We start from the raw sequence: 15,328 nt of genomic DNA, 5'->3' as shown, positions 1-15,328 counted from the left end.
TCTTAGTATAGCACATTCTGCGTTAAATTTGTCGAAATATTTTATTGACAAATCTTCGCGTTTTCGGTATGGTAATAGATAAACCAAAATTGGCCAAAGGGGCGTTTTCTTTTGCTGTCAAAAGCGAGAAAATGCCCTTTGCTCAAATGGGGATTTTGAAGCCGCTGTATCGGGTAGCCGGTAATTGCCAGCTGCCCCCAACCAGAAAGGAGCGTGGAATATGAAAGACAGAAACATCGCTATGGCTGCTGCGCGCACCCGTGGACCTTTTGAAAAAGTATTTCGCAACCTGCATTTTGTCAATGTGTTCACGCGCGAGATTTACCCGGCAGAAATCGGGGTATGCGGCGGGCTTGTTGCCTATGTCACCTCCCCCGGTGAAGCGGGGCTCTCTGGCTGCGAGGTCATCGACTGCGGCGGGCGTTATGCCGCCCCCGGCCTGATTGACACCCATATTCATATCGAGAGCAGCATGATGACACCACGCTATTATGGTGCCGTATGCGCTGCCCGCGGCGTAACCACCATTGTGGCAGACCCGCACGAGATTTGTAATGTACTTGGTACAGATGCCTTCCACTACATGCAAAAAGATGCAGCGAAAGCAAAAATGCGCATTTTATACGCGGTGCCCAGCTGTGTTCCGGCACTGCCTGGGTTTGAAACAAGCGGTGCAGAATTTGGCCCCGGCGAAATTGGCAAATTACTCGATGAACCAAATGTCGCTGGTCTGGCCGAGGTGATGGATTACATTGGCGTGGTGCAGGAAAGCCCACGCATGTCGGCTATTGTGGAAGAATGCGCAAAGCGGGGCAAACCCGCCTTTGGCCACGCACCCAATGCCGATATGCCGACCCTTGCTGCTTATATTGCCAGCGGAATTGCCAGCTGCCACGAAACCACCAATGCCGAAGAGGCAAAGATGAAACTGCGCAACGGCATGGTAGTAGAGTGCCGCGAAAGCAGTGCCTGCCACGACCTTGCGGCCATTGTACCCGCACTGCAAGAGCTAAACTGGCCTGACAACGCCTGCCTTTGCACCGACGACCGAGAGCCAGACGACCTTGTGGCCGAGGGTGCGCAGGATAATACAGTGCGTCGGGCCATTGCACTTGGCGTGCCTCCGGTGCAGGCGATTCGCATGGCCACCCTGCACGCGGCACAGCTTTTAGGCAATACCCGCATTGGCGCACTTGCCCCTGGTAGAGCCGCAGATATTCTGCTGCTTGACGATTTGGAGACATTCCAAGTGGCCGAGGTTTACGTGGAGGGTGAGCTTGTCAGCAAAGGCGGCCATCTGATTACCCCCGTAGACCTTACACCGAGCGGAGAAATTGAAAAACGCAACACTGTAATTTTACCCACCGCGCCGACTGAAGAACAGTTTTCGATTGCGGCAAAAGGCGCCAAAGCCGACGTGCATGTGATTGGCTTTGACGATGCAGTGCCCATTCTCACCCATCTCTGCCGCGATGAAGTGCCGGTGCGAAATGGAAAAATTGATATTTCAGACCGTCCTGACCTCTGCTACTTAACCGTTTTTGAGCGGCATGGCAAAGGCGGCGGACACACCACCTGCTTGGTCCGCGGCTGCGGCATAGCGCAGGGTGCAGTGGCTGCAACCATCAGCCATGACTGCCACAACCTTGTTGTTCTGGGCCGCGACCCTGCCGAGATGGCACTTGCCGCAAACCAGCTACAGCAATGCGGCGGCGGTGTTACCAGCGTTTTAAACGGCAAGGTAACCGGACTGCTCGAGCTGCCGGTCGGCGGATTGATGTCTGCTCAGCCTGTTGAGCAGATGGCACCTCGCGTCGTTGCTATCAAAGAGGCGGTGCGGGCACTTGGCATGAAGGGCCAAAACCCGATCATTCAGCCCGGTTCCTTTGCACTTACCGTCATTCCCGAGGTGCGAGTTTCTAACCTTGGCCTTGTGGATGTACTGCGCCAAAAATTCATCCCTGTTGTAATTGAGTAACCATCAGCACCTGAAACTGCCGAGGCAAGTAAAACATGCTTGTCTCGGCAGTTTTATATTGTTTTAGATCTCGCAGTCTGTACTGTGGAAGTTGCCCTTGCAAAGCGAGAATGGTATACTCATAAAAACACCATGGCTTAACTGCGGCAAACGCGCCGGGCAGTGCCAACCGAATAGAGGATTTATGATGAACCTGCGATTAGCTACCTCCGATGATTTGCCAAAACTCAAAACAATGTATCGCCAAATCATCGCGTCGATGCACCAAAAAGGTCTGCCTATCTGGGACGAATTTTACCCTTGCGAATTTTTTGCATGCGATATAGAAAAGCATCGGCTGCACCTGCTGGTAGACTGCACCGATACCATTGTTGCCGCTTTTGCGCTCTGCGAATCCAACTCCGGCGAACCCTATGTTACCTGGGAAAACAGGCATGGAAAAGCATTTTACTTAGAACGTTTGGGGGTAAGTGCCGCCTACCCACGGCACGGTCTTGGCAGTAAAGCTTTGCAAGCAGCAATGGCGCTTGCAAAACAAAACAATGCCGACTACCTGCGGCTTTTTGTGCTGGATATCAACACCCCGGCCATAAATTTATATTGCAAAAACGGTTTTCGGCAAGCCGGTGGTGTCTGCGAAGAAAGAATAGACGAGGACCTTACTCTGCGCGAATATGGATTTGAAATCGCACTTTAGGCAACACTTTCTTTTATCACTTGCCAAGTTAGCTTACAAAACACATATCAAAAACCCTGCATGGCGCAATGCCATTGCAGGGTTCTTTTTTCTTCATATAAAGCAAACCAGCGTTGCGGCTTGCAACTTGCTAATTACACGGTAACCGTTTAAAGCTTTTTGCCCTGCGTGGGTTTCAAGAATAGCAGCAGCACAAACCCCAGCGCGGTGGCGGCAATGGCAATGATATTGCGTGCCAGCACAGCTCCAAAGCCGCCGGCAATCAGAGAAAACACCACGCTGCCAAGGCTCATGCCCAGTGCGAGAAACCCGTAGTTGACACCCGCATTTTTAAAGCCAAAAAGGTCGGTACCCAGTGCAGGAATTACCGCGGCCTCACCGGAATAGCAGAAAGTCAGCACAGTATAGCCTGCGATAACCCACCACCCCTGTGCAAAAATAAAGGCAACCGACAGCAGACAGAGCGCGGCAAACAATCCGAGATCCACTGCACGGCGGCCAATTTTGTCAGAGAGTGCAGGCATGGCAAGCCGGCCGGCCGCACTGCCAAAGCTGCCAATAATAATAGAAAGGTGCGCCGCTGACTCTGAAAGGCCGCGCTGCTCACCCAGCTCTACAATAATGGGGGAGAACAGCAGCACCGCCGGTGTGGCAAGTGCAACCACAAAAAACACAAGATAATATTGCTTAGTTTTCAGCATTTGCTTTACGGTATAGTCTTTGCCCTGCTGTTTTTTCTTTGGTTGTTGGGCCGCTTTGGGCGGGTTGCAGAGCAAAATGCAGGCACTGCCGCAACAAACAGCCATCACCGCGCCAAATCCTAAAAAGGCACCGTGGATGCCCCACATTTTTATAAACCAGCGCCCCAGCAAAGTCAGCACCGCGCCCGAAAGCCCGACCGCCCCGCCGATGACACCGGTGGCCACGCCTTTTTTATCGCTATACCACTTTTGTGCGGCACTCATGACAGAGGGATACAAAAAAGCACAGCCCAAACCGACCAGAAGGCTGAACGTAAAAAACAACAGCCACGGCATTGATTCCGGAACCAGGCCGGATAACGCAAACCCGCCGGAAAGCATAACTGCTCCCACGATGCCCGCTACGCGCGGACCTTTTTTGTCTTGCAGCAAACCGCCTAAAATACAGCCCACACCAAACGAACCGACGGTAAACGCAAAAATCATTGAAGCAAACCAATCCTCTACGCCAAACGCCTGTTTGACCGGTTTTTGAAACACGCCCCACGCGGCGGGCACGCCGGTAAAAATCTGCACCACCGCACCTGCCAGTAGCAGGCTCCATTTATTTTTCGAAACAAAACTTTCCACACACGTTCTCCTTTTTTTGCTCTCGGTGCTTTTGTTTTAAGTACCGTGTTTTGTGCCGCCTTGTCAAAGCAAAATTGCTTTAAGCAATCTTGTATTTTTCGCGGCAAGGCAAACCGCACACCAAAAAGTGCCCTCTTTGCGCAGCTGAAAAAATGCTGCTGGTTTAGCAGGCGGGCCGCCGCTGCAAAGAGCTTGCAGATAAAGCAAGGCTCAATACGCGGGTGGCGCATTGAGCGGTCTTCCTTTAGTATGCACAAAAAAAGGCGCCGCTTTCGGTTTTTCCGAAAACGGCGTCATTTTGTTTAGTTTTCTTCCACCGGCAGTGCAAGCTGGATGGAAAGCTCATCAAGCTGTTTGTTCTCGACGAGGTCCGGGCAGCCGCTCATCGGCTCGCCGGCATTCTGTACTTTCGGGAACGCGATGACATCGCGGATGGAATCTTTTTTCAGCATCAGCATCACCAAACGGTCAAAGCCAAAGGCCATGCCACCGTGGGGGGGTGCGCCAAATTTGTAAGCGTCCATCAAGAAGCCAAAGCTTTCGCGGGCACGCTCTTCGCTAAAGCCGAGCGCTTTGAGCATACGCTCCTGCATGGCAGGGTCGTTGATACGCATGGAGCCACCGCCGACTTCGCAGCCGTTGAGCACCATATCGTAAGCACGTGCGCGCACGCTGCCCGGGTCGCTCTCAATTTTGTCGAGATCTTCTTCGCGCGGCAGGGTGAACGGGTTGTGTTTTGCCATAAAGCGGCCTTCGTTTTCGCTGTACTCGAAGAACGGGAAATCAGTAACCCACAGGAAGTTGAACTGATCCGGATTGATAAGGTCGCATTTTTTCGCAATTTCAAGACGCAGTGCGCCAAGGGCTGCAAAAACGTGCTCGTCGTTTTCGTCTGCCACAATCAGAAGCACGTCGCCGGTTTCGACATCGGCAGCTTTGCGCAGTGCCAGCTTCTCTTCTTCGGTGAGGAATTTCTCAAAGCTCGAAGTTTCGCCGTCTGCAGTAAGGCGGGTGTAAGCAAGGCCTTTGGCGCCATAGGTTTTCACCACTTCGGTCAGCTTATCAATGGCTTTTCGGCTCAGCTGGTCTGCAAGACCTTTTGCGTTGATGCAGCGCACACTGCCGCCTGCCTCAATGGCACCTTTGAACACAGCAAACTCGCAGCCTTTCAGCAGCTCGGTTACGTTTTTCAGCTCCAGGCCAAAGCGGGTGTCCGGCTTATCCGAACCAAAGCGCTCCATTGCCTCCACATAAGGCATGCGGATAAACGGGGTGGGCACATCTACGTCAAGAACCTCTTTAAAGAGCTTTTTAACGAGACCTTCGTTCATGGACTCTACGTCCTCCTCAGAAACGAAGCTCATCTCCATATCCACCTGAGTAAATTCCGGCTGGCGGTCTGCACGCAGGTCCTCATCGCGGAAGCAACGAGCAATCTGGAAGTAGCGGTCGAAGCCGGAGAGCATCAAAATCTGCTTGTACAGCTGCGGGGACTGCGGCAGCGCATAGAAATGGCCCGGCTGTACACGGCTCGGCACCAGGTAATCACGCGCGCCTTCCGGTGTGGATTTGATAAGAATCGGAGTCTCAATTTCACAGAAGTGATTGTCGCAATAGTAATCGCGGATAATTTTTGCAATTCTGCTGCGCAGCACGATGGGATAGTGCATCGATTCGCGGCGCAAGTCAAGGTAACGATAACGCAGACGCAGCTCGTCCTTTACCTTGATATTATCGCGCAGCTCAAACGGGGTGGTTTCTGCGGCAGAGAGTATCCGCAGCTCGGTGACGAAAAGCTCAATTTCACCGGTGGGGATGGTTTTGTTGATACTTTCGCGGCGGCGCAGTTCGCCTTTTGCGATGATAACATACTCGGTTTTTAAAGCCGAGGCTTTTTCAAACACTTCGCGGTCAGAAGAATCGTCAAAGCTGAGCTGCAAAATACCAGTGGTATCGCGCAGGTCTGCAAAAACGACGCCGCCGAGGTCGCGGCTTTTGGCGATAGAACCGGCAACGATAATCTCTTTGCCGATGTCTTCGGTGGTAAGTTCGCCGCAATAAGCAGTGCGGCGCAGATTGCCCATAGTTTCCATAATTAGCAACATTCCTTTTTGTATAATAAAGCTATTTTATAACGGTTTAGAGGAGTGCACTCTCCAGCTCGGCATAAGCCACTTCTGTTTCGATGCCGTCAGACATACGCTTCAGCTTGCCTTTGCCCTCTGCCAGCTCGGTTTCACCGATGACAGCGGTATATTCAGCGCCTAGTTTGTTTGCGTATTTCATCTGTGCTTTCAGGCCGCGGCCCATCAAATCGTGCTCTGCCCAGATGCCTTTTGCGCGCAGCCGCGCTGCAAGGCTTTGCGCCAGCATACGGGTTTCGCCGCCCATGTCGCAGAAGTAAATCTTCGGCACTGCGTCAGCGGGAATTTTTGCGCCCTCGGCCTCCATTACCATCAGCAAACGCTCGATGCCAAGGCCAAAGCCAACCGCCGGGGTGGGCTTGCCACCCAGCTCTTCAATCAGCCCGTCGTAACGGCCGCCGCCGCAAACGGTACCCTGTGCACCTGCACCGGTGTGGACGAACTCGAAAACGGTTTTTGTGTAATAGTCAAGCCCGCGCACAATGGTCGGGTTTTCCACCCACTGAATGCCCAGGTTGTCTAGGCCTTTCTTCACATCTGCAAAGTGGTCTTTGCACTCTTCGCAAAGGAATTCACGCATCAACGGTGCATCTTTGGCAACTTCGGCGCAGGTGGGGCATTTGCAGTCCAAAATGCGCAGCGGGTTGCGGTCAAGACGGTCTTTACAGGTATCGCAAAGTGCATCTAAATGCGTGCGGAAGTAGGATTTCAGCGCTTCGTGATAGGCAGGGCGGCAGTGCGGGCAGCCAATTGAGTTAATCTCAAGGCGCACGCTGCGGATGCCGACATTTTTCAGCACTGCATCGCCGACAGCAATGGTCTGCACGTCTGCATCTGCACCGGCAGCGCCCACCATCTCGATGCCCAACTGATGAAATTCGCGCAGGCGGCCGCTCTGCGGTTTTTCATAGCGGAAGCAGCTCTGGATGTAATATGCTTTCAGCGGCATTGCGTCACCGAGCAGGCCGTGCTCCAGCAAAGCGCGCACTGTGTTGGAGGTACCCTCCGGGCGCAGCGTAATACTTCTGCCGCCTTTGTCCAAAAAGGTATACATCTCTTTGCCCACAACGTCGGTGGTATCGCCCACGCCGCGTGCAAACAGCTCGGTTGCTTCAAAAGTCGGCAACCGAATCTCTTTATAGCCATAGGCGCTGACGGTTTTTCTCAGCACGTCCTCAACGTGCAGCCAACGGTAACTCTCTGCGGGGAGAATATCTTTGGTGCCTTTTTGTGCGGTAATTTTTTCTGCCATGCTGTTTCATCGTCCTTTCTCAAGCTCGCGCAAACTGCGCGCTGGGGTACCCTCTGAATCAAATTACAGGCCGACCCCTGGGGGCAGGCCTGTAGAGGTTACAATGATTATGTTCGGTCCGGCCTTAAGCCTTGGGGTTGACGATATTACGCCAATCAAGGTCTCCGCGCTCCAGGCCGTGGATCAAAACCTCCGCCGTTGCAATGTTGGTGGCAACGGGGATGTTGTGTACGTCACAAAGGCGCAGTAAGTTCAGCTCATTCGGCTCATGCGGCTTTGCCGAGATGGGGTCTCGGAAGAAAAGCAACAGGTCGATTTCGTTACAGGCGATCCGCGCCGCGATCTGCTGGTCGCCGCCGTGGGTGCCCGAAAGGAAGCGCTGGATGGAAAGCCCGGTGGCCTCCGCTACCATTTTACCGGTGGTGCCGGTTGCGATTAAATTATGCTGGCTGAGCACGCGACAATACGCGATACAAAACTGCACCATCAGTTCTTTTTTAGAATCGTGTGCAATGATTGCAATGTTCATAACCATCCTCCTTCGGTTTATTTCCGGGCGATTGACTCGCCCCTTGGTATCTTTGGCAAAATTATCGAATCACAAGCGGGGCGTCTTCGCCCAAAATGCGAAAAGCGATGCTCCGCATGATAAGTTTTTCGTCTGAAGCTGCGCCCAGCACACGGCCCTCGGCCGCAGCAAAGGCAATTTCCTGCGAGGCAGGCACCACACCAATCAGCTGTGCGCCTACGGTGTCAATGCATTCATCCAGGTTGCTGACAGGGTTTTTGGCCCCGCGCCCAACCGCTACACGATTGATGATAAGGCGAATTTCCGGCATACCGGCATCAAACAACTCATCTGCTACAATACGGCCATCCCGCATGGTGACCGCGTCCGGCGTAATCACAACAAGCGCCATGGAAGCTACTGCTTTTGCTGCCAAAAAAGGTGCGCCCAGCCCTGCGGCGGTATCCAGCAAAACAATGTCGAACACCGGCATCATTTTGTTTACCATCACCCGCAGTGCCTCGGGGCGGATTTCACCGCCGCTGTACGGCGCACTGACGACTGAAAGACCGGGATACAACGGGCTTTGCACTACGGCTTTGTCCGCTTCGCACCGGCCCGAAAGAATATCCTCAATGTCATAAACCGTTTTGCCGCAAACGCCGGCGATAATGTCAACGCTGCGCAATCCGGAATCCAGTTCGATCAGCAGGGTCCGTTTTCCCGCCGCGGCAAGCTCTGCCGCGAGCAAAACAGAAAGTGTACTTTTACCGGTGCCGCCTTTGCCAGACGCCACCATAATAACCTTTGCCCCCATGCGCTCCCCTTTTTTGATTGCTTTCGATAGATGTTATCAGTATATCATACCGTTTTCGGAATAACAATGAATTTTCCGTCCGGCTGGGAAAAATATTGCACAAAAGCGCCTGTTTCCGGCGTGGAAGACAGGCGCTTTTGCAAAAATTGTTTCTATTGCTTCGGCTTTGCCGTATAGTGAGCATTAGCCCAGCAGCATTCCGGCAGAAGCGATTTCGGTATTCTGGTTTTTGCCTGCGTAATACTCATCAAAAATATCACGCACCATCCGTGCCAGCTGGTAACCGTTGCCGGCGCTTTCTACGACGGCGCCGATTGCAAGCTCCGGCTCTTCGGTGGGGCCATAGGCAACAATCGTTGCATCATAGAAGCCTTTCGCGTTCTGCGAAGTACCGGTTTTGCTGGCGATGTTGTACACATAGTTGCCGAGGAACTGGGTGGCAGTACCGGTGCGGCTTGCCATCAACATGCCCTCTTCTACCGTTGCAAAGGTTGCATCCAGTGTTGCCTGGTCTGCATCCAGCTTTGCCACTATTTCCGGTTCGGTTTTTTGCAGTAGCTCATCAAAATTATAGGTGCGGATGCCATCTACCAAGTGGGTGCGCAGGCGGTCGCCCTTGTTGGCAAGGCTGCAAGCATAGGTTGCAAGCTGTACCGGGGTAACCTGAGTATCCATCTGTCCAATGGCCGCCTGAATAACGTTACCTTTCTGCCAGCGCTCGTTTTTGTGGTTGGCATTAAAGTATTCTTCGGTGGAAAGGTTGCCCGCAGCTTCGCTGATTTCAAGCCCGGTTTTGGCGCCGAAGCCTAGGGTTTCCGCAACCGAGTTGAAGCTTTCAACGCCCAGCCGACGGCCGAGGTCGTAAAAATAGATATTGCAGGAATCTCGCAGTGCAGTAGCAGCATTTTCGTTGCCGTGGACATGCGTACATTTGGGCTGATAGTCAGACCAGAAGGTATACACACCGCCGCAGCGCAGCGTATAGTTGGCGTCCACTGTGCCGGTCATCAGACCGTCGGTGGCGACCGCCACTTTAAACGTAGAACCCGGACGGTAAAGCCCGTTGAATGCACGGTTGAAAAGCGGCAGTGTTTCATCACTTGCATACTGGGCATACCCGGCAGCGGTTTTGTACGTTGTGATATCGTAGCTGGGGTAAGTAGCCGCTGCAAGTACACCGCCCGTTTTTACATCAATAACAACGAGCGCGCCGCCACCCGGTCCGGGCTCACGATTTGCCTCTGCACGCTTTTGCAGCTCAACAATCTGTTTTTCGAGAATCTTCTGCGCCGCTGCCTGCAGGTTCTTATCGATGGTCAGCACCACGGTATCGCCCGGTTGTGCTTCTTCCACTACATTGGTGGAAAGAATCTGCCCGGACTTTGTGCGTTCGATGGTCATTTTGCCATCAATGCCTTTCAGCTGCTTCTCATAAGCCTTTTCGATGCCGCTTTTGCCAACCAGGTCGTTCATTTTATAGCCGGTCTGGCCTTTGTAGAGGTTTTTCCATTCCTCTGCGTCAATCTTGCCGATGCTGCCCAGAATGTGTGGCATCAGGGTCGGGTCGGGATAGCTGCGAATTGCTTCTTCCACGATATCCACGCCCGGAAGGTCGAGGTTGTGCTCTTTGATTTGGGACACGGTACGGATGGAAACATCGCTTGCGATGACAAATGGCGTAACAAGCCCGTACTCTTCATATTCCATCTGGTAACGCAGCCCTGCCAGCGCACGCTGATATTCTGCCGGCACTGTTTCCAGCTCGTAGCGTTTTACCATCTGGTCGTAAACGTTTTGGGGTGTCGCATACTGCGCAAGACCCAGCTTTTCCTTCATCTTTGCCACGGCAGATTCCCGCTCGGTATCAAATGTATACGGCGCAGTGGTAGAAAGCGGCGCCGCATCGTTCCAGCTTTCGCCATTGGCGGTAAAAATCTGTATCAGCGCAACCAATGTTTCATTGAGGGTTTCGTCCGGCAGCATTGCTTTGACAAGCCGCACATTATATGCCTGCCGGTTGGTCGCGATTGGTCGACCGTAGCGGTCGACAATCTCGCCGCGCGCTGCCGTAACAGGCAGCGTAATCAGCGTGGTGGAGGTTGCTTTGTCGTAATATTCTTCGCCGTCTACCACCTGCAGCTGAAACAGCTTAAGCGAGAAGATACCGAATACAAACGTAAGCGCCAGCAGCAGTGCAACCGCACGGTGCTTTAAGTGATCCTTCATCGGCGGTCACCGCCTTTCTTTTTTCTTGGTCTTCAATTTGCTATGCGTCCTCATAAACAAATTTGGCGTGGATGCGTTTGACCAGCCAAACATTAATAAAGGTACATGCGCCAGAGTAGATTACAGTGGGCAGCACCTGCCTGAAGTAGACGCCGGATACTGCACCGTACCCCTGCAGCCAGTACGAAAAAACAAAATCCGCACTGCCGATCAGCAGTAAGCAAAAACCGGAGAGCAGCGAGAGGTTAAGGACGGTGCGGCGCAGATACAGTGCGATGGAAACGCCCGTTAAAAAACAAAGCAGAATCATCATCACCGAAAAACTGCCGATGATGCGGCCCGCGGCAAGCTCCCAAAAAAGGCCTGCCAGCATGCCGTACAGCGCACCAATGTACTCTCCCTCATACGCCGAAATGACAACGGCCAGCGGCACTACCCAGATGGGTTTGATGCCCCAAAGCGTAAAAAGCCCCGGCGTGGTTTGCAGCACGTAGCCCAGCAGCATCAGCAGAATATAGCAGGTGTGCTTTGCCGCAACCGTGAGTTTGCGTTTGCGTGAATCCATGCCTATGCTCCTTACTGGTCAAAATCCGTAATGACCATGACCATCTTGATGCTCTCGATATCCTCAATTGGCTCGATTACCGCGTACATCGAGGTACCGCTGGTTTCGGGCAGAATTTCTTCCACTGTGCCAACGATGAGGTTTTTGGGGAACACCCCGCCAAGGCCGGTGGTGGTAATGCGGTCGCCCGGCGCTGCCAGGGTATCGCGCGCCAACAGCGTCATCGTGCATTTTTTATCGAGTGCAAGTTCTGCATCGCCGCCGATCAGCCCGTTGTCACGGGTGCGGCTGACGATAGCGCCAATCGAAACGGAGGGGTCAAGAATAGTGCTGACCTTCGCATAGTTCGGGCCAACTTCAATCACTCTGCCCACGATGCCGTTGCTGCCAATGACGCAGTCTTTCACTTTGATGCCATGGCGAGTGCCTTTATCAATGGTGAACGAATAGTATTTTTCGAGCGGGTCACGACCAATGACGTTGGCATTCACGACTTCATAGCTGGGGTTCTCTTCTAAAATGCCCCATGCTTTGCGCAGCTGCTCATTCTCCGCTTTCATCGCGTCATAGTCGGTCATCTTCGCGCGCATTTCAGAAATCTCTTTCTTCAATGCTTCGTTTTCGTCCATCACCTTATCGATAGAGATGTACTTGTTGACAAACGCCTCGCTTTTGTTGGTGATGGCGGTCGCCATTTTTTGGAACGGAACCGCGATTGCACCCAACAGCTCTTGCGGGGCCGCTGTCAGTCGCCCGTTGGCTGCGGCATAGGTCATAACGCCGGCCAGCACAACCACAAGCGCCATCAATACCTTAAATTTTACGGTATGAAAAAAATCTCTCACGCGAGGTGGTCACCTCTCTTTTCTCATGAACTTTGATTGGAAAAAGGGCAGCCGACATCAGGGAACGCAATACGTCCCCGTGTGCCGCTGCCCCTCTTGGTTTCGTTTATCAATCCGCTGATGCTGCCGGCGAGCAGCCCGGCCACGGTACCGCGTTTTTACGCTTTGCGCAAAACGTCCGAACCCACAGCCGCTCCGACCTCATCAGCACAGATGCTTTAGAGCTTCCCCTGCTGTGCAAAACGGCGGTGCTCAACCCATCCGTTTTGCATCGTACGGGTTTGCCTTAAAATTTGCGGTCAGAATCTGCCACAACCTCTGCCAGCAGGTCAATGTTGTCCAGCACCATGCCAGAGCCGAGTGCTACACAATCCAGCGGATTTTCTGCGATGTGCACATCGATGCCGGTGAATTTGTTAATCAGCTGGTCCAGACCGCGCAGCAATGCGCCGCCGCCGGTGAGGATGATGCCGTGGTCAATGATATCCGCAGCAAGCTCAGGCGGGGTGCGCTCCAGCGTCTCTTTAATTGCATCCACGACGCGCTCAAGGCTCTCAGCGAGTGCCTCGCGCACCTCTTCGCTGTGGACGATGATGTTCTTCGGCAGGCCGTCTACCAGATTGCGGCCTTTAATTTCGATGCTGGTCTCGGTCTCGAGTTTATAAGCCGAGCCAATTTCGATTTTAATCATCTCAGCGGTACGCTCACCGATGAGCAGATTGTATTTTCTCTTGATATAAGCAATGATGGCTCCATCGAACTCATCGCCGCCAACGCGCACACTGCGCGCTGCAACAATGCCGCCGAGCGAGATTACAGCGACCTCGCTGGTGCCGCCGCCGATATCCACAACCATGCTGCCGGTTGCTTCAGAAACAGGCAGGCCTGCGCCGATTGCTGCTGCCATGGGCTCTTCGATGACGAGCACCTGACGTGCACCGGCTTTCAGGCTGGCTTCACGCACAGCACGGCGCTCTACTTCCGTAACGCCGGACGGAATGCAGATGACGACGCGCGGACGCACGAACATACCGGAACCGCAAACCTTTTTGATGAAAATCTGCAGCATCGAAGCGGTGATGTCAAAGTCGGCAATAACGCCATCTTTCAGCGGGCGCACAGCAACAATGCTGCCGGGGGTACGGCCGATGACCTCTTTTGCCTCGTGGCCAACATAGCGGACGGTATCGGTTTTGGTATCCACAGCAACCACGCTGGGCTCGCGCATGATGATGCCTTTGCCTTTCATATAAACCAGAGTATTGGCGGTACCAAGGTCGATACCAATATCTTTATTAAACATTTTCATTCCTCATTCCTGTCAATTCTACAAACCATCGCCACGGGGCAGCTGCCCGCAAATGGCGCAATTACTCATTGTATAACATTCCTTATTATAACCGCTGATTCTTTATTTCTCAATATACGAGCAAAAAATTTAACAATTAAACATTTTTTACCTGCCGAAGATGCGCAGATGGCGGTATAATGCCGAAACAGGCAATCCCATAATATTAAAATAGCAGCCCAAGATGCCGGTGCAGAACTTTGCGGCTTTGCCTTGAATGCCATAACCGCCGGCTTTATCATATGGCTCATCGGTAGCAATATAGTCTTCAATCTCCTGCTCGCTTAAAGCAGCAAAACAAACCTCGCTGCTTTCTACAAAGCAATCTTCTTTGCCGTTGCTGATGAGACACACACCGGTGTGGACGAAGTGCTTTCTGCCGGACAGGCGCTGCATCATGCTGCGGGCCTCATCTTTGTCGGCGGGTTTGCCCAGCACTTCTCCGTCTAGGTCAACCACCGTATCGCAGCCAATTACAACCGCATCCGGGTGGGTGGCCGCAACAGCGGCAGCTTTGGCCTGTGCCAGCTTTTGCACCAGCTCTTTTGCCGTGGGTGCAGTAATGGCACGTTCGTCTACTTCGCTGGTAAAGACCGAAAAGTCAGAGGTAATCAGATGGAGCAGCTCCTGCCTGCGCGGGCTGCCGGATGCTAAAATCAGCATGGCTGTTTCTCCTTTGTTCTAAACGAATGAGGGGGATCATTTTTTTCATCTTCGCAAATTTACCGAATGCGGGAACGGTTGTAAAGAAAGATGGCAATGCCGACACAGAGGATCTGCGCGACCGAAACGCCCATCCAGAAACCAAAATAAAGCTTGATGATTACAAGGTCAAGACAGGCTGGCTCGTTTGCAGCAAAGCCAATGCCGCCCGAATACGAAAGCCAGGACAGCATAGGGATATTAGCGCAGAGATTTGCCAGCAGGCTGCCGAAGATGATACCTGCGAGCAGATAAAAAATAAAAATCAAATTCTTTTTCATGTACGGTTCCTTTCCCGGAGCTTTGTTTTGGCCATTCCACAGTTGCCTGCAGCCGTGGCTGCCGGTTCGTGCTGGGTGGTTTCATTGCGTCGGCAGTTTTATGCCTTTATGTAAGCCACAAAAGCTTAGCGCAAATGTTTTCACAGTGCAAAGCCTTGGGCCGCTGTGTTGCCAGTGTCGGCTCAGCGGGTGCCGGTAGAGCCAAACCCGCCTTCACCGCGCTCAGTTTCGCCAAGAGTATCGCAGGCTTCAAATGCAGCGCAGGCAACCGGCATAATGGCAAGCTGTGCAATGCGCTCGCCAGGCTGCACGGTGTAAGCTTCTGCGGAAAGATTCACCAGTCCCACCGCAATTTCTCCCCGGTAATCAGAGTCAATAACCCCGACCGCATTGGAAAGGGTGATGCCTTTTTTAATGCCAAGGCCACTGCGCGCAAATACCAGCGCAACATAATCCGGCGACGGCAGTTCAATGGCAATGCCGGTCGGGATTAACGCCCGCCCGCCGTTTGCCTCCAGCAGTACCGGAGCATCACAGGCAGCGAACAGGTCCGCGGCCGCACTGCCAGGGGTGGCGCGCATCGGCATCTGTGCAGCGGGGCGCATTTTTTTAACTTTAATCGTGGGTTGCATCG

At 53.1% G+C, this 15,328-nt stretch carries 14 protein-coding genes; 2 read left to right on the top strand and 12 right to left on the bottom strand.

Annotated elements, in window-relative coordinates:
- The first annotated feature begins 220 nt into the window (after positions 1 to 220).
- Positions 221 to 1,978: an adenine deaminase gene (gene ade / locus C1A11_RS05685; RefSeq protein ID WP_102049536.1), complete on the top strand. Its 1,758-nt coding sequence runs from the start codon at positions 221 to 223 to the stop codon at positions 1,976 to 1,978.
- A 187-nt stretch (positions 1,979 to 2,165) separates the two neighbouring features.
- Complete coding sequence (locus C1A11_RS05680; RefSeq protein ID WP_102049535.1) at positions 2,166 to 2,675, top strand: GNAT family N-acetyltransferase; 510 nt, start codon at positions 2,166 to 2,168, stop codon at positions 2,673 to 2,675.
- Between the two features lie 149 nt (positions 2,676 to 2,824).
- Here C1A11_RS05680 and C1A11_RS05675 read toward each other — a convergent pair whose 3' ends face one another.
- The 12 genes from C1A11_RS05675 to dut all read right to left on the bottom strand — a co-directional run bounded on the left by C1A11_RS05675 (position 2,825) and on the right by dut (position 15,326).
- Positions 2,825 to 4,006, bottom strand: coding sequence for an MFS transporter (locus tag C1A11_RS05675; RefSeq protein ID WP_102049534.1), 1,182 nt, complete (start codon positions 4,004 to 4,006; stop codon positions 2,825 to 2,827).
- A 302-nt stretch (positions 4,007 to 4,308) separates the two neighbouring features.
- Positions 4,309 to 6,099 carry an aspartate--tRNA ligase gene (gene aspS, locus C1A11_RS05670; protein ID WP_102049533.1) on the bottom strand — a complete coding sequence of 597 codons (1,791 nt, stop codon included), beginning with the start codon at positions 6,097 to 6,099 and terminating at the stop codon, positions 4,309 to 4,311.
- Between the two features lie 46 nt (positions 6,100 to 6,145).
- Complete coding sequence (gene hisS / locus C1A11_RS05665) at positions 6,146 to 7,402, bottom strand: histidine--tRNA ligase (protein ID WP_102049532.1); 1,257 nt, start codon at positions 7,400 to 7,402, stop codon at positions 6,146 to 6,148.
- 124 nt (positions 7,403 to 7,526) lie between these two features.
- Positions 7,527 to 7,931, bottom strand: a complete 405-nt coding sequence (gene mgsA, locus C1A11_RS05660) for a methylglyoxal synthase (RefSeq protein WP_102049531.1) — start codon at positions 7,929 to 7,931, stop codon at positions 7,527 to 7,529.
- Positions 7,932 to 7,992: 61 nt separating this feature from the next.
- Positions 7,993 to 8,727, bottom strand: a complete 735-nt coding sequence (locus C1A11_RS05655) for a nucleotide-binding protein (RefSeq protein WP_102049530.1) — start codon at positions 8,725 to 8,727, stop codon at positions 7,993 to 7,995.
- A gap of 183 nt (positions 8,728 to 8,910) precedes the next feature.
- The gene (locus C1A11_RS05650) at positions 8,911 to 10,953 is read right to left on the bottom strand and encodes a penicillin-binding transpeptidase domain-containing protein (RefSeq protein WP_102049529.1); all 2,043 of its coding nucleotides are present in this window, start codon (positions 10,951 to 10,953) and stop codon (positions 8,911 to 8,913) included.
- A 40-nt stretch (positions 10,954 to 10,993) separates the two neighbouring features.
- Complete coding sequence (gene mreD, locus C1A11_RS05645) at positions 10,994 to 11,518, bottom strand: rod shape-determining protein MreD (RefSeq protein ID WP_102049528.1); 525 nt, start codon at positions 11,516 to 11,518, stop codon at positions 10,994 to 10,996.
- Positions 11,519 to 11,529: 11 nt separating this feature from the next.
- Positions 11,530 to 12,363: a rod shape-determining protein MreC gene (mreC, locus tag C1A11_RS05640; protein WP_102049527.1), complete on the bottom strand. Its 834-nt coding sequence runs from the start codon at positions 12,361 to 12,363 to the stop codon at positions 11,530 to 11,532.
- Positions 12,364 to 12,649: 286 nt separating this feature from the next.
- On the bottom strand, positions 12,650 to 13,666 hold the full coding sequence (locus tag C1A11_RS05635; RefSeq protein ID WP_102051003.1) for a rod shape-determining protein: 1,017 nt from the start codon (positions 13,664 to 13,666) through the stop codon (positions 12,650 to 12,652).
- A gap of 153 nt (positions 13,667 to 13,819) precedes the next feature.
- Positions 13,820 to 14,374, bottom strand: a complete 555-nt coding sequence (locus tag C1A11_RS05630) for a Maf family protein (protein ID WP_102049526.1) — start codon at positions 14,372 to 14,374, stop codon at positions 13,820 to 13,822.
- A gap of 59 nt (positions 14,375 to 14,433) precedes the next feature.
- Complete coding sequence (locus C1A11_RS05625; RefSeq protein ID WP_102049525.1) at positions 14,434 to 14,694, bottom strand: DUF4321 domain-containing protein; 261 nt, start codon at positions 14,692 to 14,694, stop codon at positions 14,434 to 14,436.
- A gap of 182 nt (positions 14,695 to 14,876) precedes the next feature.
- A complete protein-coding gene (gene dut, locus C1A11_RS05620; protein WP_102049524.1) occupies positions 14,877 to 15,326 on the bottom strand; it encodes a dUTP diphosphatase in 450 nt (149 codons plus the stop codon).
- Positions 15,327 to 15,328 lie beyond the last annotated feature (2 nt).

The sequence above is a fragment of the Pygmaiobacter massiliensis genome (assembly GCF_900199435.1).
Taxonomy (GTDB): domain Bacteria; phylum Bacillota; class Clostridia; order Oscillospirales; family Ruminococcaceae; genus Pygmaiobacter; species Pygmaiobacter massiliensis.
Note: the sequence above shows the minus strand (reverse complement) of the source record. Positions and strands in the feature narration are given on the sequence as shown.

Excerpts from the sequence above, each read along its gene's own strand:
- C1A11_RS05630 (WP_102049526.1), bottom strand. The coding sequence starts at position 14,374 with ATGCTGATTTTAGCATCCGGCAGCCCGCGCAGGCAGGAGCTGCTCCAT.
- C1A11_RS05655 (WP_102049530.1), bottom strand. The coding sequence starts at position 8,727 with ATGGGGGCAAAGGTTATTATGGTGGCGTCTGGCAAAGGCGGCACCGGT.
- C1A11_RS05635 (WP_102051003.1), bottom strand. The coding sequence starts at position 13,666 with ATGTTTAATAAAGATATTGGTATCGACCTTGGTACCGCCAATACTCTG.
- C1A11_RS05680 (WP_102049535.1), top strand. The coding sequence starts at position 2,166 with ATGAACCTGCGATTAGCTACCTCCGATGATTTGCCAAAACTCAAAACA.
- mgsA (WP_102049531.1), bottom strand. The coding sequence starts at position 7,931 with ATGAACATTGCAATCATTGCACACGATTCTAAAAAAGAACTGATGGTG.
- C1A11_RS05625 (WP_102049525.1), bottom strand. The coding sequence starts at position 14,694 with ATGAAAAAGAATTTGATTTTTATTTTTTATCTGCTCGCAGGTATCATC.
- mreD (WP_102049528.1), bottom strand. The coding sequence starts at position 11,518 with ATGGATTCACGCAAACGCAAACTCACGGTTGCGGCAAAGCACACCTGC.
- hisS (WP_102049532.1), bottom strand. The coding sequence starts at position 7,402 with ATGGCAGAAAAAATTACCGCACAAAAAGGCACCAAAGATATTCTCCCC.
- aspS (WP_102049533.1), bottom strand. The coding sequence starts at position 6,099 with ATGGAAACTATGGGCAATCTGCGCCGCACTGCTTATTGCGGCGAACTT.
- C1A11_RS05650 (WP_102049529.1), bottom strand. The coding sequence starts at position 10,953 with ATGAAGGATCACTTAAAGCACCGTGCGGTTGCACTGCTGCTGGCGCTT.
- dut (WP_102049524.1), bottom strand. The coding sequence starts at position 15,326 with ATGCAACCCACGATTAAAGTTAAAAAAATGCGCCCCGCTGCACAGATG.
- ade (WP_102049536.1), top strand. The coding sequence starts at position 221 with ATGAAAGACAGAAACATCGCTATGGCTGCTGCGCGCACCCGTGGACCT.